Source organism: Streptomyces sp. NBC_01478 (assembly GCF_036227225.1).
Taxonomy (GTDB): Bacteria; Actinomycetota; Actinomycetes; order Streptomycetales; family Streptomycetaceae; genus Streptomyces.
Genome location: NZ_CP109444.1, coordinates 9751869 through 9778519, shown reverse-complemented (window position 1 = coordinate 9778519; position 26651 = coordinate 9751869). Strand labels below are relative to the sequence as shown.

Sequence of the window (26651 nt, the reverse complement as noted above, 5' to 3'; positions counted from 1 at the left end):
ACGCTAGGTTTGCGACGATGGATCGGTCCAACACATGGATCCGCATGTATCGATCGCCGAAAGAGCTGGATCAGGAGACGGGCGCGCCATGGATCTGAGGCATCTGAAGTACTTCCTCGCCGTCGCCGAGACCCGTAACTTCACCCAGGCTGCGGCCAGTTGCTATGTCGCCCAGTCCGCGCTGAGCCAGCAGATCGCCCGGCTGGAGAAGGACGTGGGCGCCCAGCTCTTCAGCCGCACCAGCCGTTCCGTACGACTGACGGCCGCCGGGGAACTCCTCGAACCGCTGGCCCGCCGCATCCTCGCCGACGTCGGCAACGCCCGGGCGGCCCTCGACGCCCTGTCCGGACTGCGGCGCGGGCGGCTGCGGCTCGGCCTGGTCCAGACGCGGGCCTCCTCGGTCGACCTGGTCGAGGTGATGGCCGACTACCACGCCCGCTACCCGGGCATCGACTTCCATGTGACCAACGCGCCCAGCGCGGAGATGGCCGCGTCGGTCCTGGCCGGGGACCTCGACATCGCGGTCGTGGGCCTGGGCCCGCGCCAAGTCCCGGACGGGCTCGACCACTTGGTGCTGGCCGTCGACCCGCTGGTGCTGATCGTGCCCGCCGACCACGCCCTGGCCGACCGCGACACCGTCGACCTCGCCGATCTGCCGGAGAGCCACCAGCTCATCCAGTTCACCCGGGGCAGCGGACTGCGCCGCCAGGTGGAGGCCGCCTTCGCCCGCGCCGGAGTGGAACCCGGCCAGCACTTCCAGGTCGGCCAGATCCACGACATGATCCGGCTGGCCGCACGGGGCATCGGCGTGACGGTCGTCCCCCGGTCGTCCGTGTTCGACGACTCCGTCGCGGCCCCGGACCCCCGCACCGCACTGCCGTACGGGGGCCGCGCGCTGCGGATCGCGGACGAGGCGGCGGTGCACACCATCTGCGCGGTCCACGACAGCAAGCGGCTGGCGCCGGCCGCCGCCGCGTTCCTGGAAGTGGTGGAGCGGCACGCGAGCACGGGCCGGGGCGACCGATCGACGTAGAAGATCGATCGGCAGAGAAGATCGATCGGTGCAGGAGATCGCTGCGTCCGCATCCATATGTTGGACGAAACGCTCCCGGTGGCGCGAGGCTCGTGGAGAAGCCAGATTTTCAGGGTCGGATCTCCAGCGAATGGGAGCAATGCCATGCCTGCCGCACTGCACGACGCGTGGGCCACGGTCGTCCCCGACATGAAGGACCGGCACGGTCCGCTCCCCCCGCTCATGCTCGCGCTGACGGTGGTGACCGGACTCGTCGACGCCTTCAGCTATCTCGTCCTGGGCCATGTCTTCGTCGCCAACATGACCGGCAACGTCGTCTTCTCCGGCTTCGCGATCGCCGGCGCGGCGGGCTTCTCCCTGGCGGCCTCCCTCGCGGCACTGGCCGCGTTCGCCACCGGCGCCCTGCTCGGCGGACGGCTCGCGCACGGCGCCGGCGCCCACCGGGGCCGCGTCCTGCACCTGGCGCTGCTGCTGGAGACGACCCTGGTCCTGGCCGCGTACGTCGTCGCCCAGGTCACCGACACCGCACACGTCGGCACGGCCGTCCAGTACACCCTGATCGCCCTCCTCGGCCTCGCGATGGGCGTGCAGAACGCCACCGCCCGCGCCCTGGCCGTGCCCGACCTGACGACGACCGTGCTGACGCTCACCATCACCGGAGTCGCCGCGGACAGCCGTCTCGCGGGCGGCAAGGGCAGCAAGGCCGGCCGCCGGGCGCTCTCGGCCGCGGCGATGTTCGCGGGCGGTCTCGCCGGTGCCGTCGCGGTCGAGCACGGCGGCCGGGCGCTGCCCCTGCTGTTCGCCGCGCTGCTGCTGGTGGCGGCCTCCGGCACCGCGTTCGTCCTGACCCGCTCCGACGCCTCGTGGACGAAGCCGCTGTGAACAGGAACCGCCGCACGCTGTACTCCGCCCTCCTCGAACTCGCCCTGACCGCACTGATGTTGTTCGTCGTGGCCACGGCGGTCCGCTGGCTGCTGGGCACCGTCGACCCGGCGTCCGGCGGCTGGTGGAACACCCTGGAGGGCCGACTGCTCGCGGTGGCCCCGCTCTCCGGCTACACGGTCACCGCCGTCATGCTCTCCCCCTGGGGCAAGGTGACCGGCGGCCACATCAACCCGGCGATCACCCTCGCGATGTGGCGCTACGGCCGCACACCGGGCCGCGATGTCGCGCCGTTCATCGCCGGTCAACTGATCGGATCGCTGCTCGGCATCGCGGCCGGACGCCTCGTCTGGGGGCCGGTGTTCGCCTCCCCGGCCGTGGACTTCGCCGTCATCCGCCCTGCTCCCCACTGGAGTTGGGCCGTCGTCGCCGGGATCGAGACCGCCACGATGTTCGTCATCGTCGCCGTCGCCGGGATCGGCGTCTCCAGCCGCAGACTCGGCCCGTTCACCCCCTGGGCGGTCGGCACGATGATCGCCGCCCAGATCATCGCGTTCGGCACCCTGTCCGGCGGAATCGCCAACCCCGCACGGGAGTTCGGCCCGGCGGTGCTCTCCGGGAACCCGTCCCTCCTGCCCGTCTATCTGCTCGCCCCGCCGCTCGGCGCGCTCGCGGCGACGGTCGTGATCAACCGGATCAACTCCCGCCGCCGCACGACCGCACCGGCACCCGCACCCGCACCCGCACCGGCCGCGAAGGAACCGGCGCCGACCTCCCGGCCGTAGCCGAAGGTCTCGACGCGCTCTTCCCCGGTGGCGGCGGCACGGCCACAGGCGACCGCCTCCAGCTCCTGGTGGCGTCGGCGCACCGCCAGTGTCAGGCGTAGATACACCCAGGCGTAGACGCCGATCGCCGCCTGGAACAGCCAGGCGTACCCGATCCGGGCGTCGTCGGACCGCGCGGTCATCCGCAGCCGGAACAGGGTGGAGCGCAGCGACGCGGCGCCCCGGTAGGTGATCGCGCCGAACCGGGTGTGCCGGCCCGCGTAGTGGCCGAGTTCATGGCAGAGCACGGCCCGCAGTTCGACGGGCTTCAGCCAGAGGAGCAGGGGCACGCCCAGGTTCATGGTCCGCTCCCCGACCGCGAAGCCGAGCAGCCGGGCCTCCTCCGACACCGACGCGTTGGCCTCAGACGTCAGGAGGATCCGGCCGGGCGGCCGGGTGCCCAACTGCCCGGCCAGATCCTCGACCAGCCGCCACAGGCCGGGAGCGTCGGCACGGCGCAGGGCGACCGCGTCGGGCGGGGGCTCCTCCGTGCGGCTCACCGTGGCCATCCCGTACAGCAGGGCGGCGGCCCCCGGGATGCTGCCGGCCAGGGCGAGCGACCAGTTGCCGGCCTGGGAAGGGCGTTCGACCATCCCTTTCAGCATGAAGACGACGAGTGCCGCGTCGGCCGCGAGGAGGGTGAACGACACGACGTAGAACCCGGCGAGCATCCCCACCGCGAACAGCCCGCGTAACCACCCCACGACAGTGGTCACCGGCTCTCCCCTTCCCGTCCGCGGGCCAGCGCCGCCCGCGCCCGCGCGAGCCGCTCCGGGTCCTCCTCGACGGCGGCCCGCAGCCATGCCTGCGCGTCGCGCAGCGCGATGACGACGGGGTCCCGGCCGGCGCTACGGCCGTCGCCGAACGCGCGTTCAGCGTGTCGCCGTCGGCACGCGTGACCTCGACGTGCCACCGGGCCCGGCCGCCCGCACGACCGTGGCCAGCGCGTGCGCCCACGCGCGCTCCCGCACCGGCTGCGTCCACAGCACCGCCAGCGCGTACACCAGCCGCGCACAGACCGGCACCACGACCACCACCACAGGTTCGACAACCATTTCAGGGTCCCTCCACAGGATCACAGCAGTGACACCCCGATACAGCCGTCAGCGCCCAACTGGATTACCCGGCACGGGAATTGTCGGTCCCGGACCCGGTGGCATCCCGCTGAGGCCGACCCTCGCGGGACTCCCCCCTGGCGTGTTTCGGGATCACGAACAAGGGCCGGCCAAAAAATACGAGAGAAAGCTGAGCCACGAGCCCGAGGAGAAAGACGATCAGCCCTGCGGACGTAATCCCCAAGGCGACCGGGTTTTCCCCAGCCGAACTCCCCGCAGGCGGCAGCCAGGCACCCCCGAGCAGAAGGAGCGTCAAACCGCTCAAGCACACGGCGTTGAGCACGGAACCACTTTCGAGCCTTTGGAGCCCTTTCGCACCGAGAAGTCGGGAAAGGGGCCCCGCCCACGTGCGCACCCTGGGGTCGCGCCAATACCTGACCGCTCCCACCCAGGCGCGGGCGGAGAACGCGGCGAAAGCGGCGCCACCTGCGAGAGCTGTCCAAGACGTCATGGCCCGTCCCAGTTTCCGATGTCCGAGATGATGTTGTCCGCCCGCGCACGCCAACCGGCCGACAGTGTCGCCCGAGACGCCCCGACCGTTGGTGACGGTCAGTCGTTTCCCGAAGTCTGCCACCGGGGAAGAACGTCCGCGGCGATCCGATCGACCACCGACCGCGGCGCGGAGAAGGGACCTTGCGCCCGCGGCCACGGGGCGACGACGTCGGTGAACCCCAACGCGTCGGCCCGGCCCAGGAATTCGTCGAAGCAGTCGGCCGACTGGATACTGAGCACCGGTGCGGCATCGGTCTGCAGCACCCGCCGGAACTCCGGATCGGCCTCGCGTCCGTGCGTCGCGAGGGCGGCCGTCATCCGGTCGCTCGCCTCCGCGACAAGACCCCACCACGCGTCGAGCCGCTCCGCCTTCCCTCCGATCGTCACCCACCCCTGCCCGTACCGCGCCGCGACGGACGCCGCCCCGGGACCGTTGGCCGCCACGATGAACGGCAGCCGCGGCCGCTGCCGGCACCCGGGCACCGAACGGGCGTCCACGGCGGAGTAGTAGTCGCCGTGGAAGGAGACATGGTCCTCGCGGAGGAGCCGATCGAGCAGTTCGACGAACTCGCCGAACCTGCGGACCCGGCTCTTCGGCGCGCCCTCCCCTAGAACCTCGACGTCGTACCCGCTCTCCGCACCGGCACCGACGCCGAGCGTGAGACGCCCTTCGCTGATCTCGTCGAGGCCGATCAGGTCGCGGGAGAAGGCCACCGGGTGACGGAAGTTCGGGCCGGCCACCAGCGTGCCGATCTCCAGCGTCGACGTGACCATTGCGGCGAGGGTCAGCGTCGGCACCGTGCCGTACCACGGGCCGTCGAGCAGCCCGTCCCAGCCGAGATGGTCGAAGGTCCAGCCGTGATCGAACCCGTACTCTTCGACGCTCGCCCAGATCTTCCGGGCGGCCTCTCCGGAATACTCCGGCAATACCGTCATCCCCACGCGCATGTGCGTCCCCACGTCCTCTTCACACACCGTGCCGGTGCGAGTGGATCATCCCCACTCCTCGAGGACGGCAATACTTCTACGTCAGCGCGTCGGTCAAGGGCAACCAGAAAAGGCCGCGCCGACGGCTCAAGTCCCTTTCCTCCCCCACCCCCTTCCGTGACGCGGAAGACCTATTGCGGCCCCGCACCCCCCTTCCGGACGATGTCGCCATCACCCAATGACGGGAGCCGCAACGATGCCGCACATGACCGCCTTCGCCAGGAACCAGTGGTACGTCGCCGCCTACAGCCACGAGGTCGGCCGCGACCTGCTCGGCCGGACGATCCTCGGCGAGCCCCTCGTCTTCTACCGCACCGAGGACGACGGCACCGCCGTGGCGCTGCACGACCGGTGTGTGCACCGGCGGTTCCCGCTCTCCGAGAGCCGCCTCGACGGCGACCGGGTCGTCTGCGGCTACCACGGCTTCACCTACGACACGACGGGCACCTGCGTGTACGTGCCGGGGCAGAAACGCATCCCCCGCACCGCCCGCGTCGCCTCGTACCCGGTGGTCGAGCAGGACGCGCTGATCTGGGTGTGGATCGGCGACCCCGGGCTCGCGGACCCACAGGTCATCCCCCGCGCCCCGCACCTCGCCTCCCCCGACTGGGTCACCGTCAGCGGCATGGAACCGATCGACGCCGACTACGGCCTCCTCGTGGACAACCTCCTCGACCTCTCCCACGAGACCTATCTGCACGGCGGTTACATCGGCTCCCCCGAGGTCGCCGAGACGCCGATCACCACGGAGGTCGACGAGGGCGCCGGCGTCGTACGGGTGAGCCGGCACATGGACGACGCCGAGTGCCCGCCGTTCTACGCCAAGTCCACTGGAATACAAGGGCGGATCACCCGCTGGCAGGACATCGAATACCACGCGCCCTGTCTCTACCTCCTGCACAGCCGCATCGCCCCGGTCGGCGTCCTGCCCGAGGCGGACGGCAGCGACCCGAACGGCTTCCACACCGAGATCACCTACGCCATCACGCCCTCCTCCGACGGCAAGGTGTACGACTTCTGGGCGGTCTCGCGCGACTGGGCCACGGACGACGCCGAGGTCACCGAGTTCCTCCGGAGCAACAACCACACGGTCGTCATGCAGGACGTGGACGCACTCAACCTCCTTCAGAAGACGCTGGGTTCGGAGCGCGCCGGCTATCAGGAGCTGAGCATCAACATCGACACCGGCGGTCTCGCCGCCCGCCGGATCCTCGCCCGGCTGGTCGAGGAGGGCGCCAAGCCCGTGGAGAAGGTCCAGTGACCGCTCCGACCGGCGAGGTCTACCGCATCGACTGGCTGCCGGGGACGGACCTCCTGCACGGCACCTGTCACTGCGGCCGCGAGCACACCTCGCAGGACCCGATCGAGATGTGGGAGTGGATGCTCGCCCACCCCCGCGGCCACTCCGTCGACGAGCCGCAGGGAGCGGGCACATGACCACCTACGAGGCCGAACTCGTCGTAGCGGAAAGGCAGTTCGCGGCTGACGGCGTCCTCGCCCTCACCCTGCGCCATCCGCTCGGCGACCAACTCCCCGCCTGGGAACCGGGCGCCCACATCGACGTCCTGCTCGGCCCCGGCCTGGAGCGCCAGTACTCGCTGTGCGGCGACCCGGCCGACCGTACGGCGTGGCGGATCGCGGTGCTGCGGGAGACGGAAGGGCGGGGCGGATCGGCTTACGTGCACGGGCAGTTGGGGCAGGGCGACAAGGTGGGGGTGCGCGGGCCGCGCAACCACTTCCGGCTGGAGCCCGCCCCCCGCTACCGCTTCGTCGCGGGCGGCATCGGCATCACCCCCCTCCTGCCGATGCTGGCCGCGGCGGAGGCGTCGGGCGCGGAGTGGAGCCTCCTCTACGGCGGCCGCACCCGCAACTCCCTCGCGTTCACGGAGGAGTTGGGCCGCTACGGCGACCGCGTCACCGTCGCTCCGCAGGACGAGGTCGGGCTGCTCGACCTGCCGTCGGTGCTGGACGACGTACCCGAAGGCACCCTCGTCTACTGCTGCGGTCCCGGGCCGCTGCTCGACGCGGTCGAGGAGCGGTGTCCCGGCGGGATCCTGCGGGTGGAGCGGTTCCAGCCGAAGGTCCAAGTCGCGGGCGCCGACAGCGAGTTCGAGGTCGTGCTGGAGCAGAGCGGGAAGACGGTCACCGTCCCGGTGGGCGTGTCCGTGCTCGACACCGTGCGCGCCGCCGGTGTCGAGGTGCTGTTCTCGTGCACCGAGGGCACCTGCGGGACCTGCGAGACCGATGTCCTCGACGGCACCCCGGACCACCGGGACTCGGTGCTGAGCGAGGAGGAGCGGGCGGCCGGCGAGACGATGCTCATCTGCGTCTCACGCTGTGTGGGGAAACGGCTCGTACTGGATCTGTGACGACGCGGGCTGGATCTGTGACGACGACGGACAACACGCCAAGAGCACACTTCGGCAACTGTCAACAATATTGTGAGCACTAGGCATTGACCTGGCCGCGACGGGGCCCTACGTTCCCGCTCAACACCCATTGAGCACCACTGTGCGATTTGTGCACAGCCTGTCGGAACACCGTCGTCTGCACAGGAGTTGCCATGCGTCGTCTGCTCGTCGGCCTCGCGGCCGGAACCGTGCTGGTCGCCGCGTCGGCCTGCGGTTCGTCCGGCAACGGAGCGTCGGATCAGAACAGCTCGTCCACCGGTACCACCACGGTCAAGGTGGGGGTCATCCCCATCGTCGATGTCGCCCCGCTCTACCTCGGCCAGAAGGAAGGCTTCTTCAGCAAGCACGGCCTGAAACTGTCGATGACCCTCGCGCAGGGCGGCGCGGCCATCGTGCCGGGGGTGGTCAGCGGCCAGTTCCAGTTCGGCTTCTCCAACATGACCTCCCTCATGCTCGCCCAGTCCAACGACGTCCCGGTGAAGGCCATCGCCAACGGTGTGGCCTCAACGGGCGTGTCCGGCAAGGACTTCGGCGCCCTCGTCGTCAAGAAGGGCAGCACCCTCAAGTCGGCGAAGGAGCTGGAGGACAAGAAGGTCGCGGTCAACACGCTGAAGAACATCAACGAGACGGCCGTACGCGAATCCGTCCGCAAGGCCGGCGGCGACCCGGACAAGGTCAAGTTCGTCGAGCTGGCCTTCGACCAGATGCCGGCCGCCCTCGACAAGGGCCAGATCGACGCCGCGATGGCCGTCGAACCCGCGCTCACCACCATGCTGAACCAGGGCGCCCAGCAGATCGCCTGGCCGCTGGTCGACGTCGCGCCGAACCTCACCGTCGCCATGTACTTCACGTCGACGGCGTACGAGGCCAAGAACCCGGACGTGGTCAAGAAGTTCCAGGAGGCCACCGCCGAGTCGCTGGCCTACGCCGACGCCCACCCGGACGAGGTCCGCCAGATCGTCGCCACCTACACCAAGGTCCCGGCGAGCGTGCTGGCCAAGGTGATCCTGCCCAAGTGGCCCGCCGATCCGAACCGTTCGTCGATCGAGGCGCTGGAGAAGCTGAGCGAGACCGACAGCCTCTTCAAGAAGACCCCCGACCTGACCACGCTGCTCCCGTGAGGGGACTGAACACCGCACTCGGTGCGGCCGGACTCGCGGCCTTCCTCGCCCTCGGCGAGGTCGTGCCGCGCGTCGGCATCGTCAAGGAGGCCTACTTCCCGCCGACCAGCCGCATCGCGTCGGCGCTCTGGGACGAACTCACGGACGGCGCCTTCTGGTCGGCGCTCGGCGACACCCTCACCGGCTGGGCCCTCGGCCTCGCGATCGCCGTCGGCGCGGGCATCGTCGCCGGCGTCCTGCTCTCCGTCGTCCCCCACCTCCGCGAGGCGACGGCCTCGACGGTCGAGTTCCTCCGCCCGATCCCGTCGGTCGCCCTCATCCCCCTCGCGGTGCTGTTGTACGGCACCGAACTCCGCTCAGTGCTGTTGCTCGTCGTCTACGCCTCCTTCTGGCAGATCCTGATCCAGGTCCTCTACGGCGTCCAGGACGTCGACCCGGTCGCCGAGGAGACGGCACGGTCCTACGGTCTGGGCACCTGGGCCCGGGTGCGGCACGTGCTGTGGCCGAGCGCGCTGCCGTACGTCATGACGGGGGTGCGGCTGGCGGCGGCCGTCGCGCTGATCCTCACCATCACGGCCGAACTGGTCATCGGCGCACCGGGGTTGGGCGCGACCATCGCGGTCGCGCAGTCCTCGCAGGCCGTGCCCGAGATGTACGCGCTGATCGTGGTGACCGGTCTGCTGGGGCTCCTCATCAACGTGGGCGCGCGTACGGTGGAACGGCGGGCGCTGGCCTGGCACCAGTCGGTGCGCGGGGAGGTGGCGGTATGAGGCGGATGACGATCCGGCTGCTGTTCGCCCTCGCGCTGCCGGCGGTACTGGTCGCCGTGTGGTGGCTGGCGTCGGACGGCAGCACCAACGTGTACTGGCCACCCCTGCGGACGATTCTGAAGACCTTCCCGGACGTATGGACGGGCGATCGCCTCAAGACGGACGTCCTGCCCAGCATCCTGCGGCTCACGGCCGGTTACGCCACCGCGGCCGTCGCCGGGGTCGCGCTCGGCACGGTGATCGGCTCGTACCGGCGGATGCGCGCGGTGTGCGAACCGGTCCTGGAGTTCCTGCGCGCGGTGCCGCCGCCGGTCCTCGTCCCGGTCATCATGCTGTTCGCGGGCATCGGCGACACGATGAAGATCGTGGTCATCGCGAGCGGCTGCGTCTGGCCCGTCCTCCTCAACACCGTCGAGGGCGTCCGCGCGGTCGACCCGGTCATGAAGGAGACGGCCCTCTCCTACGGCGTCACGGGCGCCGCTCGGCTGCGCACGCTGGTGCTGCCGGCGGCGAGCCCGCAGATCTTCACGGGGCTGCGGCAGGCGCTGTCCATCGGGATCATCCTCATGGTGATCAGCGAGATGTTCGCGGCCACCGACGGACTGGGCTACACCGTCGTCCAGTTCCAACGCAGCTTCGCCATCCCCGACATGTGGACCGGCATCCTCGTCCTCGGCATGCTGGGTTACCTGCTCTCCGTCGTCTTCCAGATGGTCGAGCGGCGGGTGCTCGGCTGGTACCACGGCCTGCGCGCGGCCGCCCGCCGGTCCTCCTGAACAATCGCGAAAGGGCGGTCCATGCTCGACGTACGCGGCCTGAACAAGGTCTACGAGGGTTCCGGCCGCCGGGTGGAGGCGGTACGGGACCTCACCTTCACCGTCGACGCGGGTGAACTCGTCTGTCTCGTCGGCCCGTCGGGCTGCGGCAAGACCACCCTGCTGAAGTGCATGGGCGGCCTGCTCACCCCGACCGCGGGCGAAGTCCTCCTGAGCGGACGGAAGGTGGACGGTCCGCCGCCCGGGATGGCGTTCGTGTTCCAGGAGTACGGGCGCAGCCTCTTCCCCTGGATGCGGGTCGGCGAGAACGTCGAACTGCCCTTGAAACAGAAGGACTTGAGCAAGGCGCGCAGGCGTGAACTGGTCGCGGACGCGCTGGAGTCGGTGGGGCTGACGGAGGCCGCGGGGGCGTATCCGTGGCAGTTGTCCGGCGGTATGCAGCAGCGGGTCGCGATCGCGCGAGCGCTGGCGTACGAGCCCGAGGTCCTGCTGATGGACGAGCCGTTCGCGGCGGTCGACGCCCAGACCCGGGCCGATCTGGAGGACCTGGTACGGGGGTTGTGGCGGGAGCGCGGCATCACGATCCTGTTCGTGACCCACGACATCGACGAGGCCGTGTACCTGGGCGAGCGCGTGGTCGTGCTGTCCGCGTCCCCGACCGTCGTGCAGGAGCAGTTGAAGGTCGATCTGCCCCTGGAGCGCGACCAGTTGCACACCCGGGTCGCCCCGCGCTTCGCCGAACTGCGGACCCATGTGTACGAGCAGATCCAGGCGGCGAAGCGCGGGACTCTCCCGGTTCAGGACCGACTCATGAAGTCGGATACGCCTCCACTTCGCTGAACTGTGCCGCCGGCCACCCCGAGTTGGCGGTGACGTTGAGCCGCAGATAGCGCAGGCTGGTGCCGCTGGGCAGGGCCACGGTGACCGTGTTCCCGGTCGCGGGGTCGAAGCGGTAGCCGGTGGAGCCGACGACGGTCGAGTAGGCCGAGCCGTCGGTGCCGCCCAGCACGGACAGCGTCTGCGTGCGGGCGCCCCACGCGGAGGACGGCGGCAGCTTCAACACCAGCCTGCGTACGGCCTGGTTGGAGCCGAGGTCGACCGTCCAGGCCTGCGGGAAGGCGTTGTTGGCGGACTCCCAGTAGGTGGTGGCGTCGCCGTCGACCGCCTTGCCCGGCGTGTAGACGTCCTGCGAGCCGGTCGCGGTGGCCGGGCGGCCCTTGGCGAGGTTGGTGTTCTGGTCCGGGGGCGGGTTGCCCTGCCCGGGCTGCGGCCAGGTCGAGCAGTCCGACCAGGTGCTGCTCCAGCCGGAGTTGCCGCCGCCGTCGGTGAGGTTGAAGGTGCCGGAACCCGACGGGTAGGGGCAGTTGTAGACGCCGGCCGCGCCGACGCCGGTGGCCTGTACGTTGCTGAACCTCGCCGCGCCCTGCGCCTCCGCCTGGACGACGACCGTCCCGGTGTTCTGCACGCTCGCACCGCTGACGGTGACATTGCCGGTCGAGTAGCCGTGCCCGCCGCCGGACACGAACTCGAAGGCGCTGTACGGGCTGTTGGTGATCGTCGTGTTGGTGATGTTGACGGTGGCGCCGACCGCGCTGTCGTAGGAGTCGACGCGCAACGCGCCCATGGGATGGCCCCAATTGGGGTTGATCGCGCCGGTGCGGACGAGGGTGTTGCCGTCGACCGTGATGGTGCCGCCCAGCGGGGAGAAGGGGTCGAGGAACTTCTGGTTGGAGATCGCGATGCCGCTGCCGAGGGCGTTGGTGTCGGAGACCAGGTTGTCGCGGACCGTGATGTTCGTGCCGCCGTAGATCGCGATGCCGTTGGCGAGGTTCGGCTGCGAGATGGTGTTGTTCTCGAAACTGCTGTTGGTGTCCGGGGAGTTGAGCGACCACATGGCGAGGGAGTCGTCGCCCTGGTCGCGCAGGAAGTTGTTGCGGACGATCACGCCGTGGGCGCTGCCGTTGAGGTTGAGGCCGTCGGCGGTGGTGTCGAGGATCCGGTTGTTCTCGACGACGAGGTTGTCGTTGTTGCCCATCAGCCAGAAGCCGCACTTGAGGTGCTGGATCCACATCCCGGAGACCGAACTCCCGGGCCCGAGCGTCCCGTTGACGAAGTTGTCCGGGTTGGAGTCGACGCGTTCGGTCACCTCGCCGATGACCGCGAAGTCCTTGATGTGGACGCCGCCGGAGGAGCCGGACTGGTCGATGAAGCGCGAGGTGTGCACGACCGAGTACCACTGCCCGGCGCCCTGCAATGTCACATTCTGTACGCCGCTGAGGGAGGAGGTGAGGCGGTAGTCGCCCGGCGGGATCCAGACCACTCCCCCCTGGGCGGCGGAGATGGCGTCACGGAAGGCCTGGGTGGAGTCGCCCGCGCCGCTGGGGTCGGCACCCCGGGAGACCACGGACACCGACCCGGCGGGTTGTGTGGCGGCCCCGGCGACCTGCTCGAAGTCGGCCACGTCGACGGTGACCTGGGTACCGGTCGACACGAACGCGACCTTGTCGCCCTGCTGCACGTTCTGACCCAGCAGGAGCCGGGAGTTGTCGAAGAAGTGATGGGTCTTGGCGCCCGCGATCCAACCGGTGTCGATGTACGAGTACTTGGACGTCACGGCGAGCGTCCTGCCGATCTTGACCCCGTTGACATACACGTCGAGGCTGCCGCTCTGACCGTCCGGGACGCTGTACGACACGTTCACGGCGTTGGCCGCGCGCGGCACGGTGAACTCGACACGCTGCCCGGAGGCGAGCCGTACGGCCTGGCGCCCGGAGGCCTCGGAGGCGAGGGTCCCCTGGGTGTGGTCGGGGCCGATCCTGGTGCCGGTCGTGGTGGCCGACTCGGCCTCGACGGAGGCCAAGGGGAGGGAGGCACCCGGGGCCGCGTGGGCGGCGGCCGGGGCCAGGGCGACGAGCATGCCGGCGGCGAGCGCGACAGCCGCGGCCATGATTGGCATGTGCCTGACAGGCAGGGACGTGGTGCTGTGCATGTGCTGATCCCTTCGAGGTGGGGGTGCGGGGATAGCGGATGCAGGAGGCCGGCCGACGGCCGGCGGCTACGCGGTGTGCAACCAGACCGCCGTGTCCCGCGGAAGGCGGCCCTGGTCGTCCAACGGGCCGCTGGCCAGCAGGAGCCGGGCGTGCGCGGGCAGGTCGACGGGCGTGTCGGCGACGTTGACCACGCAGATCACACCCTCCGCTCGGGCGAAGGAGAGAACGCCTTCGGGGGCGGGCAGCCAGGTGAGGGGGCCGTCACCGAACACCGGCCGCAGGCGGATCGCCTCGCGGTAGAGGTTGAGCATGGAGTCGACGGTCCGCTGCTGACGGTCGACCGCATACGATGTCCAGCCGGCCGGCTGCGGCAGCCACGGCTCACCGCGCGAGCCGAAGCCCGCGTACGGCGCCTCTTCGACCCAGGGCAGCGGCACCCGGCAGCCGTCACGGCCGGGGTCGGTGCCGCCGGAGCGGGAGTACATCGGATCCTGTATGCGGTCGACCGGCAGCTCGACCTCGGGCAGTCCCAGCTCCTCCCCCTGGTAGAGGTAGACCACTCCGGGCAGGGCCAGCGACAGCAGCGCCGCCGCCCTGGCGCGCCGGGTGCCGAGAGCGAGGTCGGTCGGGGTGCCGAAGGCCTTGGTGGCGAAGTCGAAGCCGGTGTCGGCGCGGCCGTAGCGGGTGACCGTGCGGGTCACGTCGTGGTTGCACAGGACCCAGGTGGCGGGCGCGCCGATCGGGGCGTGCTCGGCGAGGGTCTCGTCGATCGAGGTACGCAGTCGCTCCGGGTCCCAGGGGCAGGACAGGAAGGCGAAGTTGAAGGCGGTGTGCAGTTCGTCGGGGCGCAGGTAGCGGGCGAAGCGTTCGGTGTCGGGGAGCCAGACCTCGCCGACGAAGACGGCGCCGTACTCGTCGGCGACGGCCCGCCAGGAGCGGTAGACGTCGTGGAGTTCGTCGCGGTCGACGAAGGGGTTCGGGTCGCGGCCCTCGACGAAGTCGGGCAGGGCGGGGTCCTTGGCGAGCAGCGCCGCCGAGTCGATGCGGACGCCTTCGACACCGCGCTCGAACCAGAAGCGCAGGATGTCCTCGTGCTCCTGGCGCACCGCCGGGTGGGCCCAGTTGAGGTCGGGCTGTTCGGGGGTGAACAGGTGGAGGTACCAGTCTCCGTCGGGGAGGCGGGTCCACACGGGTTCGGTGGAGGCGGCGAACTGGGACGGCCAGTCGTTGGGCGGGAGTTCACCGTGTGTGCCGCGTCCGGGACGGAAGTGGAACAGCTCGCGTTCGGGGCCGCCGGCGAGGGCGGCACGGAACCACGGGTGCTGGTCGGAGACATGGTTCGGCACGATGTCGACGATCGTGCGGATGCCCAGCTCCCGGGCCTCGCTGATGAGTTTCTCGGCCTCGGCGAGCGAGCCGAAGGCCGGGTCGATGGCGCGGTAGTCGGCGACGTCGTAGCCGCCGTCCTTCATCGGCGACAGGTACCAGGGGGTGAACCACAGGGCGTCCACGCCGAGTTCGGCGAGATACGGCAGTCGGGAGCGGACTCCCGCGAGGTCGCCGGTGCCGTCGCCGTCGCCGTCCGCGAAGCTGCGCACGTACACCTGGTAGATGACGGCGGAGCGCCACCAGTCGTCCTGGCTCTGGGCAGGGGTGGGCTGTCCCACGGTGCTGGCCTTTCTGTCGGGGACGTCGAAGGGGGCGGTGTCAGCCCTTCGTGCTGCCCGCGCTGATCCCGGCGATGATGTGCCGCTGGAAGACCAGGAACATCGCGACCATGGGGATGCTCGCGATCACCATCGCGGCGATGAGCACGGTCAGTTGGATGTTCTGGGACAGTTGGACGAGTGCCACGCTGATCGGCTGTTTGTCGGTGTCGGAGAAGACCATCAGCGGCCACAAGAAGTCCTGCCAGACGGCGACGAGCGCGAAGATCGAGACGACGCCGAGGACCGGGCGGGACATGGGCAGCACGATGGACCACAGGATGCGGAGTTTTCCGGCGCCGTCGATCTCGGCGGCTTCCAGGACGTCGCGCGGGAGTTGGTCGAAGAACCGCTTGAGGAGATACAGGTTGAAGGCGTTGGCGACGGCCGGCAGCCAGATGCCGAGGGGGTCGTTGAGCAGGCTGGTGTGGATCAGCGGGAGGTCGGCGACGGTCAGGTACTTCGGTACGACCAGGGCCTGCGCGGGGACCATCAGCGTCGCCAGGATGCCGCCGAGGATCAACTTGCCGAAGGCGGGCTTGAGTTTGGACAGGGCGTAGGCGGCGGCCGTGCACAGGACCAGTTGGAACGCCCAGGCGCCGGCGGCCTGGACGACCGTGTTCCACAGGTGTTCCGGGAGCTGCATCAGGTCCCAGGCGTCGGTGTAGCCGCTGAGGTGCCAGTGCGTGGGGATGACCGTCGGCGGGGTCCGCGCGATCTCGTCCGGCGACTTCATGGCGCCGGTGACCATCCAGTAGACGGGGAAGAGGAAGGCGAGCGCGAAGAGCACGACGACGCCGGTGAACACCGTCCAGTAGACGGCTTTCCCGCGCGGCCGGGCGAGGGTCGCCGGGGAAAGCAGCGTGCGGGTGGTCACAGGTCGTCCTCTCCGGAGCGGGTCAGCCGCAGATAGGCGGCGGAGAAGACACCGAGCAGCACGAGGAGCATCACGCTGAGCGCGCAGGCGCCGCCGAAGTCGTTGTAGAGGAAGGCGTATTTGTAGATCAGGTAGAGCACGGTGACGGTGGCGTTCTCCGGGCCGCCGCCGGTGATGACGAACGGTTCGGTGAAGACCTGCATCGTGGCGATGATCTGAAGGAGCATCAGCATGAGGATCACGAAGCGAGTCTGAGGGATCGTCACATACCGGACGCGCTGGAGGAGGCTCGCGCCGTCGAGTTCGGCGGCCTCGTACAGGTCGCCGGGGATGGACTGGAGCGCGGCCAGGTAGATCAGGACGGTGCCGCCCATATTGGCCCAAGTGGCCACGATCACCAGGGAGATGAGGGCGGTGTCGGTGCCGTTGGACCAGTTCGAGGTGGGCAGGTGCAGGAAGCGGAGCGTTTCGTTGGCAAGCCCCGCTCCCGGGTCGTAGAACCATTTCCACAGCAGGGCGGTGACCACCGGCGGGATCATCACGGGGAGGTAGACGACGATCCTGAAGAAGGCTTTCCAGTGCCTCAACTCGTTGAGGACCAGGGCGAGTACGAACGGGATCGCGAAGCCGACGAGGAGGGCCAGCAGGGTGAAGACGAGGGTGTTGCGCCAGGCGGCGGTGAACTCGGGGTCGTGCCAGACGCGGGTGAAGTTGGCGGTGCCGACCCACTCGGGCGAGGAGCCGGGCGTGTACTTCTGGAAGGCGATCACGACCGCGCGGATCGCCGGGTACCAGGAGAACAGGGCGAAGCAGATGAGCCCGCCGATGAGGAACGCGTAGGCGCGGGCCTGGTCCAGGAGACGGCGCCGCCTCCGGCCCCCTGCCGGGGGCGGCGCCTCGACCTGACGAACTGCCGTCGGCTCGACGGGACTCCGGGTGGCCGTCCGGGTCATCGGGTCAGCCCCGGGCCAGGATGCCGTCGATCTTTCCGGAGGCGTCCTTCAGGAGTTGGTCGATGTTCGCGTCCTTCTTGGTGAGGACGGCGGAGACAGCTCCGTCGAGGACGGAGTAGATCTGCTGGGCGTCCGGCGGCTCGATCTTCATCTGGAGCGACTGGTTGCCGTCCAGGAACGCCTGGTAATTCTGCACCGGGACATTGGAGTTGGCCTTCTTGACCTGCTGGTCCTTGGTGTCGGCGGCGCCGGTGAACAGGCGCGGTTCGGGCAGTCCGACGGGCGCGTTGGCCTGCTTGGCGCGGGCGTAGTCGCCGAGGAAGCCGCTGCCCGGGGTGAGGAACATGCTGTCGAGCCACTTCAGGCCGGCGCGGATCTGGGCGGGCGTGTCGTGCTTGTTGAACATGTAGCCGTCGCCGCCGATGAGCGTGCCCTGGCCGCCGGGCATCGGGCCGAGGGCGAGGTCGTCGTAGTTGCCGCCCTTCTCCTTGACCAGGATCGGGATGTTGTCCGGGGCGGAGAGGTACATGCCGAGCTTGCCCGAACCCATCAACTGCTGCACGTCGTTGATGACGAGGAGCTGCTTGCTGCCCATGGAGTTGTCGGTCCAGCGCATGTCGTGCAGGTTCTGCAGCACGGCGTGGCCCTGCGGGGTGTCGACGGCGGCCTTCTTGCCGTCGGCGCCGACGACGTCGCCGCCCTGCGAGTACATCTCGGCGGTGAAGTGCCAACCCCCTTGGTTCTGGGCGCTGTAGTCGGCGTAGCCGATGGTGCCGTTGCCGAGCGCGGCTATCTTCTTCGCGTCGGCCCGGACCTCGGCCCAGGTCGTCGGCGCCTTGTCGGGGTCGAGGCCGGCCTGCTGGAAGAGCTTGCGGTTGTAGATCAGGCCCATCGAGTAGCCGGTGCGCGGGACGCCGTAGATCTTCCCGTCGACGGTGTAGATGTCGCGCAACTGCTTCTGCAGCGTGTCGTAACTCTTCAACTCCTTGATGTACGGCGTGAGATCGGCGGCCTGGTTGATGTCGACGACGTGCTTGGCGTCGGTGAAGTACGTGTAGAACACGTCCTCCATCTGGCCGCCGGCGAGTTTGGCGTCGAAGGTCTTCGGGTCCTGGCAGGGGAACGCGTCGTGGGTGACGACGTCGATGTCCGGGTTCTTCTTCTCGAAGGCCGCGACGTCGGAGTCGAAGAACTTGCGGTCGACCTTGGCGCTCTTGGGCGGCTCGCAGTTGACCGTGATGCGTGTCTTGCCGCTCGCCGAGTCGTCGCCGGACCCGCAGGCGGAGGCAGTGAGCGCAAGAGAACAGACGCCGATCGCGGCGAAGGTGCGGCGGAACCCGGTGCTTCTCATCGGTGGACCCCTCTGGGCAGGAGCGGTGGGCGCCGCACACTCAAGCACCGCCGACATCCGTCCGCAAGATGTCGCGCAGAATCTGTAATTATTCGACAGCGCGGCGACGCTCAGTCGCGCGGGGCTTGCGCGGTGGAACCGCGCACTACCAATTCCGGTTCGAAGAGCAGTTCTTCGGGCGGTACGGCGGTACCGCCGACCTGTGAGTTCAGGAGCTCCACGGCCGCTCGGCCCATGGCCTCGATGGGCTGGCGGACGGTGGTCAGCGGGGGCTCGGTGCAGTTCATGAAGGCGGAGTCGTCGTAACCGACGACAGAAATTTGTGACGGGACGCCAAGCCCCTTGCGGCGGGCGGCCCTTATCGCACCGAGAGCGAGGGGGTCGCTGGCGCAGATGATGCCGGTGACGCCCCGGTCGATCAGCCGGGAGGCCGCGGCGTGACCGCCCTCGATGGAGAAGATGGCCCGGGCGACGAACTCGTCGGGCAGATCCCCGGACAGGGCCCGGGCGGCGGCCAACTTCCGCGCGGAGGGCATGTGGTCGGCCGGCCCGAGGACGAGTCCGATGCGCTCGTGCCCGAGGGAGGCGAGGTGCCGCCAGGCCTGCTCGACGGCGACCGCGTCGTCGCAGGAGACGGCGGGGAAGCCGAGGTGGTCGATGGCCGCGTTGACCAGGACGACCGGGATGTTGCGCTCGGCGAGCAGCCGGTAGTGGTCGTGCGGCGCGTCGGCCTGCGCGTAGAGCCCACCCGCGAACACGACGCCGGAGACCTGCTGTTCCAGCAGCAGCGTCACATAGTCGGCCTCGGAGACCCCGCCCTTGGTCTGGGTGCACAGCACCGGGGTGAGGCCGAGCTGGGCGAGCGCGCCGCCGATCACCTCCGCGAAGGCGGGGAAGATGGGGTTCTGCAGCTCGGGCAGGACCAGGCCCACGAGTCGTGCGCGTTCGCCGCGCAGTTGGGTGGGCCGCTCGTAGCCGAGGACGTCCAGGGCCGAGAGCACCGCCTGTCGGGTGGGCTCGGAGACTCCGGGTTTGCCGTTGAGCACCCGGCTGACCGTGGCCTCGCTGACCCCGACCTTCTTCGCCACCTCAGCAAGTCGTCGCGTCATGCGCGCAAGAATAGCGCAAGATACGCAAGTGGTTTGCGTTATGGGTGGGTCGGATCAAGTGACCCACGGCTCCCGGTGCCGGTCAGTCGTGGGCGGCCCACAAACCGCGGACATGCCCCAGGTGCCGGGTCATGATCTCACGCACGGCCCGTTTGTCGCGGTCCAACAGCGCGTCGAGAAGCTCCAAGTGCTCCTGGGCGGAGGCCAGTAGGCGTCCGGCCTCGACCAGCGCGGTCAGCCCGTAGAGCCGCGAGCGCCCGCGCAGATCACCGACGACCTCGACGAGGTGGGCGTTGCCGGCCAGGGCGAGCAGTCCGAGGTGGAAGCGGGTGTCGGCCTCGACGTACGCGATGAGGTCACCGGCCACGGCCGCGCCGACGATCTCCCGGGCGGCGGGCCGCAGCGCCTCCAGCGAGACCGGGTCGGCGCTCTCGGCCAGCCCCACCACCGTGGGGATCTCGATCAGCGCGCGGATGTGCGTGTACTCGTCGAGCTGCTTCTCGGAGACTGCGGTCACCCGGAACCCCTTGTTGGGAACGGTGTCGACCAGCCCCTCCTTGGCCAGGTCCAGCATGGCCTCGCGCACCGGCGTCGCCGAGACACCGAAGCGGGCGGCCAGGGTCGGCGCGGAGTACACCTCGCCCGGCCGCAGCTCCCCCGCGATCATCGCGGCCCGCAGGGCATCGACGACCCGCTCGCGATAGCTGCTCTTCCTGCCGCCCAGCGTGGGCAGATCCGGAGCGGGGGTGGGCGGGGCGCTGGCTCGCTGGACGGCCATCGAATCTCCTAGTCGTGCAATGTCACGCGTGACCGGCCATTATCCCCGGTCTAGAGGATGAATCCGCCCGGGAACGGGTCGGTGGGATCGAGCAGGTACTGGGCGGTGCCGGTGATCCAGGCGCGGCCGGTGAAGCTGGGCAGGACGGCGGGGACACCGGCGACCTCGGTGGTGCCGAGGAGCCGCCCGGTGAACTCGGTGCCGATGAACGACTCGTTCACGAACTCGGTGTGCAGCGGGAGTTCGCCGCGCGCGTGGAGCTGCGCCATACGGGCACTGGTGCCGGTCCCGCAGGGCGAGCGGTCGAACCAGCCCGGGTGGATCGCCATCGCGTGCCGGGAGTGCCGGGCGGTCGCCCCGGGCGCGTACAGGTGCACGTGATGGCAACCGCGAATGGACGGGTCCTCGGGGTGGACCGGTTCGTCCCGCTCGTTGATCACCTCCATGAGGGACAGGCCCGCCTTGACGATGTCGTCCTTGCGGGACCGGTCGAAGGGCAGCCCGAACTGGTCCAGCGGCAGGATGGCGTAGAAATTGCCGCCGTACGCCATGTCGTATGTCACCGTCCGCCCGTCGGCGAGGGTGATCTTGCGGTCCAGGGCGACGGAGAACGACGGGACGTTCTTGAGGGTGACGTTCTTCGCGGCGCCGTTCTCGACCGCGACCTCGGCGACGACCAGTCCCGCCGGGGTGTCGAGGCGGATGGTGGTGACCGGCTCGACGACCTCGACCATGCCCGTCTCGACGAGCACGGTGGCGACGCCGATCGTGCCGTGCCCGCACATCGGCAGATAGCCGGAGACCTCGATGTAGACGACGCCCCAGTCGCAGTCGGGGCGGGTGGGCGGCTGCAGGATCGCGCCGCTCATCGCGGAGTGGCCGCGCGGCTCGTTCATCAGGAACTGCCGGATGTGGTCGCGGTGTTCGCGGAAGTACAGCCGCCGCTCGTTCATGGTCGCGCCGGGGATGGTGCCGATGCCGCCGGTGATCACGCGGGTGGGCATGCCCTCGGTGTGCGAGTCGACGGCATGCAGGACGAGTGTGCTGCGCATGGGGCTCCCTGGTGGATCGATGCCGGTGCGAGGGTACTTACGCGAGCCCGGCCGCGACCGCCTTCTCGGTGGCGGCGCGCACGACGGCCTCCTGCTCGGGCAGCAGCGGGACACGCGGCGGACGCACCGGGCCGCCGGGCCGGCCGACGATGTCCATGGACAGCTTGATGGCCTGCACGAACTCCACCTTGGAGTCCCAGCGCAGCAGCGGGTGCAGTTGTTCGTACAGCTTCTTCGCCGTGGCCAGGTCGCCGCCGACGGCCGCGTGGTACAGCTCGACACTCGCGGCGGGCAGCGCGTTCGGGTAACCGGCCACCCAGCCCTTCGCACCCGCGAGCGCGAGCTCCAGCAGCACGTCGTCGGCGCCGATCAACAGGTCCAGTTCCGGAGCGAGTTCGGCGAGCTGGTAGGCGCGTCGGACATCGCCGGAGAACTCCTTGACGGCGTGGATGTACCCCTCGCCGTACAGCTTGGCGAGCAGTTCGGGCACCAGGTCGACCTTGGTGTCGATGGGGTTGTTGTACGCCACGATCGGCACCCCCGCCTTCGCGACCTCCGCATAGTGCGCGAGGACCGAACGCTCGTCGGCGCGATAGGCGTTGGGCGGCAGCAGCATCACGGAGGCGCAGCCGGCGTCGCGGGCCTGCTCGGCCCAGCGGCGGGACTCGGCGGAGCCGTAGGCGGCGACACCGGGCATCACGCGCGCGCCGCCGATCGCGGCGACGGCCGTCTCGACGACCTTGGCGCGCTCCTCGGGGGTGAGCACCTGGTACTCGCCGAGCGAGCCGTTCGGCACGACACCGTCGCAGCCGTTGTCGACCAGCCAGGCGCAGTGCTCGGCGAACTTGTCGTAGTCGACGGCGAGTTGATCGGTCAGCGGGAGCGCGGTGGCGACGAGGACGCCGCGCCAGGGGCGGTTCGGGGTGATGGTCATCCGGAGTCCCTCTCAATGGGGTGTGACATTTTACTGACGGGCGACGAGCGACGAACGGGCGGTGCGGTCAGTGGTGAACGGCGGGCGGTCGGTCAGTCGGACTCGGCTTCGGCTTCGGCTTCGGACTCGGCTTCGGACTCGGCTTCTCCGGCGCGGGCCAGCACTCCCAGCGGCACGGGCCGCGCGAACGGCCGCCGGGACGCGGTGAGTTCACACCCGGCGAGCCCCGCGACCGCGGGCTCGCACATCCGCCCCTGGCACCAGCCCATCCCGGCCCGCGTCAGCAGCTTCACGGTGCGTACGTCACCGGCGCCGAGCCCGTCCACGGCCTCGCGGATCGCTCCCCCGGTGACTTCCTCGCAGCGGCAGACGACGGTGTCGTCGGTGACGAGGTCGGCCCAACGGGCGGGCGGCGCGTACACGGTGTCGAGGGCGGCGAAGAACTCCCCCAGTCGCGTACGGGACTTGGCGGCCGTCGCCCAGGTGCGCGGGTCGGGTTCGGTGCCGTGCAGGCGTGCGGCGGCGGAGCGTCCCGCGATGTGGCCCTCGGCGAGGGAGAGGGCCGCGCCGCCGATGCCGGTGGTCTCGCCGGCCGCCCAGACGCCGGGGACGTCGGTGCGCTGCTCGTCGTCGACCTGAACGTCGAGTCCGTCGAGCCGGCAGCCGAGGGTCTCGGCGAGGTCCGTGTGCGGGAGCATGCCGTGGCCGACGGCGAGGGTGTCGCAGGCGATACGGCGTCCGGTGCCGGGCCTGACGCGCCCGTCGGTGTCGAGCGCGGCGACCGTCACCGCCTCAAGCCGCTCGTCGCCGTGCGCCTCGACGACGGTGTGCCGGGTGAGCAACTTGACGCGGTGACGCAGGAGTTGGGCCGCGTACTGGGCGCCCTCGACCACCTTGCCGGGCTGCGCGGCGAGCGCGCGGGTCCGTCGCAGGAACGCCTTGGGGTCGGCGGACTCGACCAGTGCGGCCACGTCGACACCGGCTTCCGCGAGGCCTGTTGCCACGGGAAGGAGGAGCGGGCCGGTGCCGGCGACCACGGCGGTGCGTCCGGAGACGGCGAGGGTGCCCTTGAGCATGGCCTGGGCGCCGCCCGCGGTGAGGACTCCGGGGAGGGTCCAGCCGGGGAACGGGAGGACCTTCTCGTAGCCACCGGTGGCGAGGAGGACGGCATCGGCGCGCACCTCGACCGGAGTCTCCTGTTCGGGACCGAGGAGGGCGTGCACGGTGAAGTGGTTCAACTGCCGGTCCACAAGCCAGACATGATGGTCCGTCAAGTGGACCGTGCGGTCTGCCCGCACATGCGCTTCGAGGCCGTCCCGCAGCCGCTCCCACGTCCGCCACTGGTGGTGCAGGGCCTGCGGGCGTCCGGCGTGCAGTGCGGCGGCGGTCTGCCGGTAGAACTGGCCGCCCGCCCGCGCCGCCGAGTCGATCAGGGTGACGCGGACGCCGTGTGCCGCGGCGGCGACGGTGGCGGCGAGTCCCGCCGGGCCCGCGCCGATCACGGCGAGGTGCGGTCGGTCAGTCATCGTGGCCCGTCCCCTCCTGCGTACGGATGGCGTCCCCCGGGTGCAATGGCACCAGGCAGGCCCGTTGGTTCGGGCGTGCGTTGACGGTGACGAGGCAGTCGTAGCAGATGCCGATCCCGCAGAAGACGCCGCGCGGACGGCCCTCGCCGCGGGTGGTGCGCCAGGACGTCACGCCTGCCGCCCAGAGTGCGGCGGCGACGGTCTGGCCGGGGAGCGCCTCGATCTCGCGGCCGTCGAGGGTGACCGTGAAGGCAGGGCCCGGGTGGGCCTCGGCGAGGTCCAGCGGGGAGCTCATGCGTCCTCCTCCTCGGGGAAGCGGTCGGGCCGGAAGGGGGCGGGGTCGAGGTCCGGGGTCCGGCCGTCCAGCAGTTGGGCGATCAAGTGCCCTGTGCCGGTGGCGAGTCCGATGCCCGCGCCCTCGTGCCCGCAGGCGTGGACGAGGCCGGGGACGCGGGGGTCGGGGCCGATGGCGGGCAGGTGGTCCGGCAGGTACGGGCGGAAGCCGAGGTAGGAGCGCATCGCGCGGACGTCGGACAGGAACGGGAAGAGCTTCGTCGCGCCCGCCGCCAGCGCCCGTACGACCGGCAGCGAGAACGTCCGGTCGAAGCCGACGCGTTCGCGGCTCGCGCCGATCAGGACCGGTCCAGCGGCCGTGCCCTCGACGACCGGTGAGGTCTGCAGGGCGGCCGAGTCGCTGGCCACGTCGGCCACGTAATCGGCGGCGTACACCTTGTGGCGGACCAGGCGCGGCAGCGGTTCGGTGACGAGGACGAAGCCGCGGCGCGGGAGGACAGGGAGGGTGACTCCGGCGAGGGCGGCGAGTTCGCCGCCCCAGGTGCCGGCGGCGTTGACGACCGTGGGGGCGAGGATGTCGCCCCGGCCCGTGCGGACGCCGTCGACGGTGCCGTCCGTCTTGAGGAGGACGTCCGTCACCGTACGGCCGATGAGCAGGCGGGCGCCCGAGGCCCGCACGAGGTGGGCGGCGGCCAGGGCGGGCATCACCTGGCAGTCCTGCGGGTAGTGCACGCCGCCGGGGAGGCCGGGGGCGAGGTGGGGTTCGAGGTCGTACAGGGCGTCTTTGGTGACCGGCTCGGCGACGACTCCGGCGGTGCGCTGCTCCTCGGCGAAGCGCTCCAGTGCGGCGAGCCCGTCGGGCGTGGAGGCCACGACGAGGCCGCCCTTCGCCTCGTACTCGACGAACTCTCCGAATTCTTCCGCGAGTTGCGCCCACAGGCGGCCGGAGAGGAGGGCCAGGTCGAGTTCCGGGCCCGGCTCCTTGTCGGAGACGAGCAGGTTGCCCTCGCCGGCTCCGGTCGTGCCGCCCGCGACCGGGCCGCGGTCCACGATGACGACGTCGAGGCCCGCCCGGGCCGCGTAGAGGGCGCAGGCCGCGCCCACCGTTCCGGCTCCGACGACCACGACATCGCAGGTCAGTCGCTTGCTCACAGCAGTACTATGTCACATGTCTCTCTGGCTGGGTATGGTGCGACGCGCATGTCAGCACACCCGGAATCACCGCACACGGAAGAGGTGCCCGACGTGGCCAAGGGCCGAAAGAACGGTCTCTACCGAGGAATCTCCGACGAGCTGTCCGCCCTGATGCGCACCGGCTGGGCCGACACCGAGCGCACGGACCTGGAGCCGACCGAGCAGGCCCCGCACGCGGCCCGCCGCCGTGCCGCGCTGTCCGCGCTCTTCCCGGGCGAGCGCCTGGTCGTGCCGTCCGGGAAACTCTTGATCCGGTCCAACGACAGCCACCACCCGTTCCGCCCGTACTCCGGCTATGTGCATCTGACCGGCGACCAGGCACGCGACGGCGCCCTGGTCCTGGAGCCCCGCCCCGACGGCGGCCACGACGCGCACTGCTACCAGCTCCCCCGCGACAGCCGGGACAGCGACGAGTTCTGGACGGGCTACACCGCCGAGTTGTGGATGGGCCGCCGCCGCACACTGACCGAGTCGGCGTTGGTGCTCGGCCTGCCCTGCCGGGACATCCGGACGATCGCCGAGGACCTGGCGAAGACCTCCGGGACCCCCACCCGCATCGTCCGTGGCATCGACCCGGCGCTGGACGCGGCGCTCGACACCGACGCGGAACGGGACGACGTGTTCGAGGCGGCCGTCTCCGGACTGCGGCTCGTCAAGGACGCGTGGGAGATCGGCGAGATGCGCCGGGCCGTCGACTCCACGGTGCGCGGATTCACCGATGTCGTACGGGAGTTGTCGCAGGCGGTCGCCACCTCGGAGCGCTGGATCGAGGGCACGTTCTTCCGCCGGGCCCGCGTCGAGGGCAACCACGTCGGCTACGGCTCGATCTGCGCCGCCGGTGAGCACGCCACGATCATGCACTGGACCGACAACGACGGCCCGGTCCGCCCCGGTGAACTCCTGCTGCTGGACGCGGGCGTGGAGACGCACAGCCTCTACACCGCCGACGTCACCCGCACCCTCCCGATCAACGGCACGTTCAGCCCGGTCCAACGCGAGGTCTACGACGCGGTGTTCGAGGCCCAGGAGGCCGGCATGGCGGCGGTGAAGCCGGGTGCGCACTACCGGGACTTCCACGAGGCGGCCCAACGGGCCCTGGCCGGGCGGCTGGTGGAGTGGGGCTTCATCGAGGGGCCGGCCGAGCGGGCCTACGAGCTGGCGCTCCAGCGGCGGTTCACGATGGCGGGGACGGGGCACATGCTCGGGCTCGACGTCCACGACTGCGCCGAGGCGCGGAGCGAGGAGTACGTGGACGGGGTCCTCGAACCGGGCATGGTGCTCACCGTCGAGCCGGGCCTGTACTTCCAGCCCGACGATCTGACGGTCCCGGAGGAGTGGCGGGGCATCGGCGTCCGGATCGAGGACGATCTGCTGGTGACGGCGGACGGTTACGAGAACCTGTCGGCGGGGCTGCCGCGCTCGGCCGACGAAGTCGAGGCGTGGATGCGGGAGTTCGCGGGCTGAGCGGAGCGAGTG

Annotated in this window: 26 protein-coding genes and 1 pseudogene; 11 read left to right on the top strand and 16 right to left on the bottom strand. The window is 70.2% G+C overall.

Going from position 1 to position 26651, the window contains the following annotated elements; translation table 11 throughout:
• The first annotated feature begins 88 nt into the window (after positions 1-88).
• From OG223_RS43710 to OG223_RS43700, 3 genes are all read left to right on the top strand, one after another.
• Complete coding sequence (locus OG223_RS43710) at positions 89-1033, top strand: LysR family transcriptional regulator (protein ID WP_329261599.1); 945 nt, start codon at positions 89-91, stop codon at positions 1031-1033.
• Positions 1034-1177: 144 nt separating this feature from the next.
• Positions 1178-1915, top strand: coding sequence for a YoaK family protein (locus OG223_RS43705; RefSeq protein ID WP_329261596.1), 738 nt, complete (start codon positions 1178-1180; stop codon positions 1913-1915).
• Entirely contained in the window at positions 1912-2700 is a 789-nt protein-coding gene (locus OG223_RS43700) for an MIP/aquaporin family protein (RefSeq protein WP_329261594.1), read from the top strand. Before OG223_RS43705 ends, OG223_RS43700 begins: the two co-directional genes overlap by 4 nt.
• Positions 2701-2747: 47 nt before the next feature.
• Here OG223_RS43700 and OG223_RS43695 read toward each other — a convergent pair.
• The 4 genes and pseudogenes from OG223_RS43695 to OG223_RS43680 all read right to left on the bottom strand — a co-directional run.
• Positions 2748-3248 (bottom strand): annotated as a pseudogene (locus OG223_RS43695) (M48 family metallopeptidase); the annotation flags it as partial.
• Between the two features lie 203 nt (positions 3249-3451).
• Positions 3452-3652 (bottom strand): hypothetical protein, encoded by a 201-nt coding sequence (locus OG223_RS43690; RefSeq protein ID WP_329261591.1) that lies wholly within the window; start codon positions 3650-3652, stop codon positions 3452-3454.
• The gene (locus tag OG223_RS43685) at positions 3612-3794 is read right to left on the bottom strand and encodes a hypothetical protein (protein ID WP_329261589.1); all 183 of its coding nucleotides are present in this window, start codon (positions 3792-3794) and stop codon (positions 3612-3614) included. Before OG223_RS43685 ends, OG223_RS43690 begins: the two co-directional genes overlap by 41 nt.
• Positions 3795-4403: 609 nt before the next feature.
• Positions 4404-5282, bottom strand: coding sequence for an LLM class flavin-dependent oxidoreductase (locus OG223_RS43680; protein WP_329261586.1), 879 nt, complete (start codon positions 5280-5282; stop codon positions 4404-4406).
• Between the two features lie 247 nt (positions 5283-5529).
• Between OG223_RS43680 and OG223_RS43675 the strand changes: the two genes are divergently transcribed.
• The 7 genes from OG223_RS43675 to OG223_RS43645 all read left to right on the top strand — a co-directional run bounded on the left by OG223_RS43675 (position 5530) and on the right by OG223_RS43645 (position 11251).
• Positions 5530-6594, top strand: a complete 1065-nt coding sequence (locus OG223_RS43675; protein WP_329261583.1) for an aromatic ring-hydroxylating dioxygenase subunit alpha — start codon at positions 5530-5532, stop codon at positions 6592-6594.
• Complete coding sequence (locus OG223_RS43670) at positions 6591-6770, top strand: hypothetical protein (RefSeq protein ID WP_329261580.1); 180 nt, start codon at positions 6591-6593, stop codon at positions 6768-6770. The genes OG223_RS43675 and OG223_RS43670 overlap by 4 nt, the downstream gene beginning before the upstream one ends.
• Positions 6767-7702, top strand: a complete 936-nt coding sequence (locus tag OG223_RS43665; protein ID WP_329261578.1) for a PDR/VanB family oxidoreductase — start codon at positions 6767-6769, stop codon at positions 7700-7702. The genes OG223_RS43670 and OG223_RS43665 overlap by 4 nt, the downstream gene beginning before the upstream one ends.
• A gap of 194 nt (positions 7703-7896) precedes the next feature.
• Positions 7897-8865: an ABC transporter substrate-binding protein gene (locus OG223_RS43660; protein WP_329261575.1), complete on the top strand. Its 969-nt coding sequence runs from the start codon at positions 7897-7899 to the stop codon at positions 8863-8865.
• Positions 8862-9635, top strand: a complete 774-nt coding sequence (locus tag OG223_RS43655; RefSeq protein WP_329261573.1) for an ABC transporter permease — start codon at positions 8862-8864, stop codon at positions 9633-9635. Before OG223_RS43660 ends, OG223_RS43655 begins: the two co-directional genes overlap by 4 nt.
• Positions 9632-10411, top strand: a complete 780-nt coding sequence (locus tag OG223_RS43650) for an ABC transporter permease (RefSeq protein WP_329261570.1) — start codon at positions 9632-9634, stop codon at positions 10409-10411. Before OG223_RS43655 ends, OG223_RS43650 begins: the two co-directional genes overlap by 4 nt.
• A 21-nt stretch (positions 10412-10432) precedes the next feature.
• Entirely contained in the window at positions 10433-11251 is an 819-nt protein-coding gene (locus tag OG223_RS43645; RefSeq protein WP_329261567.1) for an ABC transporter ATP-binding protein, read from the top strand.
• Here OG223_RS43645 and OG223_RS43640 read toward each other — a convergent pair.
• The 12 genes from OG223_RS43640 to OG223_RS43585 all read right to left on the bottom strand — a co-directional run bounded on the left by OG223_RS43640 (position 11220) and on the right by OG223_RS43585 (position 25133).
• Complete coding sequence (locus OG223_RS43640) at positions 11220-13400, bottom strand: discoidin domain-containing protein (RefSeq protein ID WP_329261566.1); 2181 nt, start codon at positions 13398-13400, stop codon at positions 11220-11222. The genes OG223_RS43645 and OG223_RS43640 overlap by 32 nt on opposite strands.
• A gap of 66 nt (positions 13401-13466) precedes the next feature.
• Positions 13467-15068 carry a glycoside hydrolase family 13 protein gene (locus OG223_RS43635; RefSeq protein ID WP_329261564.1) on the bottom strand — a complete coding sequence of 534 codons (1602 nt, stop codon included), beginning with the start codon at positions 15066-15068 and terminating at the stop codon, positions 13467-13469.
• Between the two features lie 40 nt (positions 15069-15108).
• Positions 15109-15984, bottom strand: a complete 876-nt coding sequence (locus OG223_RS43630; RefSeq protein ID WP_329261560.1) for a carbohydrate ABC transporter permease — start codon at positions 15982-15984, stop codon at positions 15109-15111.
• On the bottom strand, positions 15981-16937 hold the full coding sequence (locus OG223_RS43625) for a carbohydrate ABC transporter permease (RefSeq protein WP_329261558.1): 957 nt from the start codon (positions 16935-16937) through the stop codon (positions 15981-15983). Before OG223_RS43625 ends, OG223_RS43630 begins: the two co-directional genes overlap by 4 nt.
• 4 nt (positions 16938-16941) lie before the next feature.
• Entirely contained in the window at positions 16942-18288 is a 1347-nt protein-coding gene (locus OG223_RS43620; RefSeq protein WP_329261556.1) for an ABC transporter substrate-binding protein, read from the bottom strand.
• A gap of 110 nt (positions 18289-18398) precedes the next feature.
• A complete protein-coding gene (locus OG223_RS43615) occupies positions 18399-19397 on the bottom strand; it encodes a LacI family DNA-binding transcriptional regulator (protein ID WP_329261553.1) in 999 nt (332 codons plus the stop codon).
• 82 nt (positions 19398-19479) lie between these two features.
• Complete coding sequence (locus OG223_RS43610) at positions 19480-20175, bottom strand: GntR family transcriptional regulator (protein WP_329261550.1); 696 nt, start codon at positions 20173-20175, stop codon at positions 19480-19482.
• A gap of 50 nt (positions 20176-20225) precedes the next feature.
• Positions 20226-21227 (bottom strand): proline racemase family protein, encoded by a 1002-nt coding sequence (locus OG223_RS43605; protein ID WP_329261547.1) that lies wholly within the window; start codon positions 21225-21227, stop codon positions 20226-20228.
• 37 nt (positions 21228-21264) lie between these two features.
• Positions 21265-22161 carry a dihydrodipicolinate synthase family protein gene (locus OG223_RS43600; protein ID WP_329261545.1) on the bottom strand — a complete coding sequence of 299 codons (897 nt, stop codon included), beginning with the start codon at positions 22159-22161 and terminating at the stop codon, positions 21265-21267.
• Between the two features lie 92 nt (positions 22162-22253).
• Positions 22254-23687, bottom strand: a complete 1434-nt coding sequence (locus OG223_RS43595) for an FAD-dependent oxidoreductase (protein ID WP_329261542.1) — start codon at positions 23685-23687, stop codon at positions 22254-22256.
• Positions 23680-23982, bottom strand: coding sequence for a (2Fe-2S)-binding protein (locus OG223_RS43590; RefSeq protein WP_329261540.1), 303 nt, complete (start codon positions 23980-23982; stop codon positions 23680-23682). Before OG223_RS43590 ends, OG223_RS43595 begins: the two co-directional genes overlap by 8 nt.
• Positions 23979-25133, bottom strand: a complete 1155-nt coding sequence (locus OG223_RS43585; RefSeq protein WP_329261538.1) for an NAD(P)/FAD-dependent oxidoreductase — start codon at positions 25131-25133, stop codon at positions 23979-23981. Before OG223_RS43585 ends, OG223_RS43590 begins: the two co-directional genes overlap by 4 nt.
• 48 nt (positions 25134-25181) lie before the next feature.
• On the opposite strand from OG223_RS43585, the gene OG223_RS43580 reads away from it, so the two are divergent.
• Positions 25182-26639: an aminopeptidase P family protein gene (locus OG223_RS43580; protein WP_329261536.1), complete on the top strand. Its 1458-nt coding sequence runs from the start codon at positions 25182-25184 to the stop codon at positions 26637-26639.
• The last annotated feature ends 12 nt before the right edge of the window (positions 26640-26651 follow it).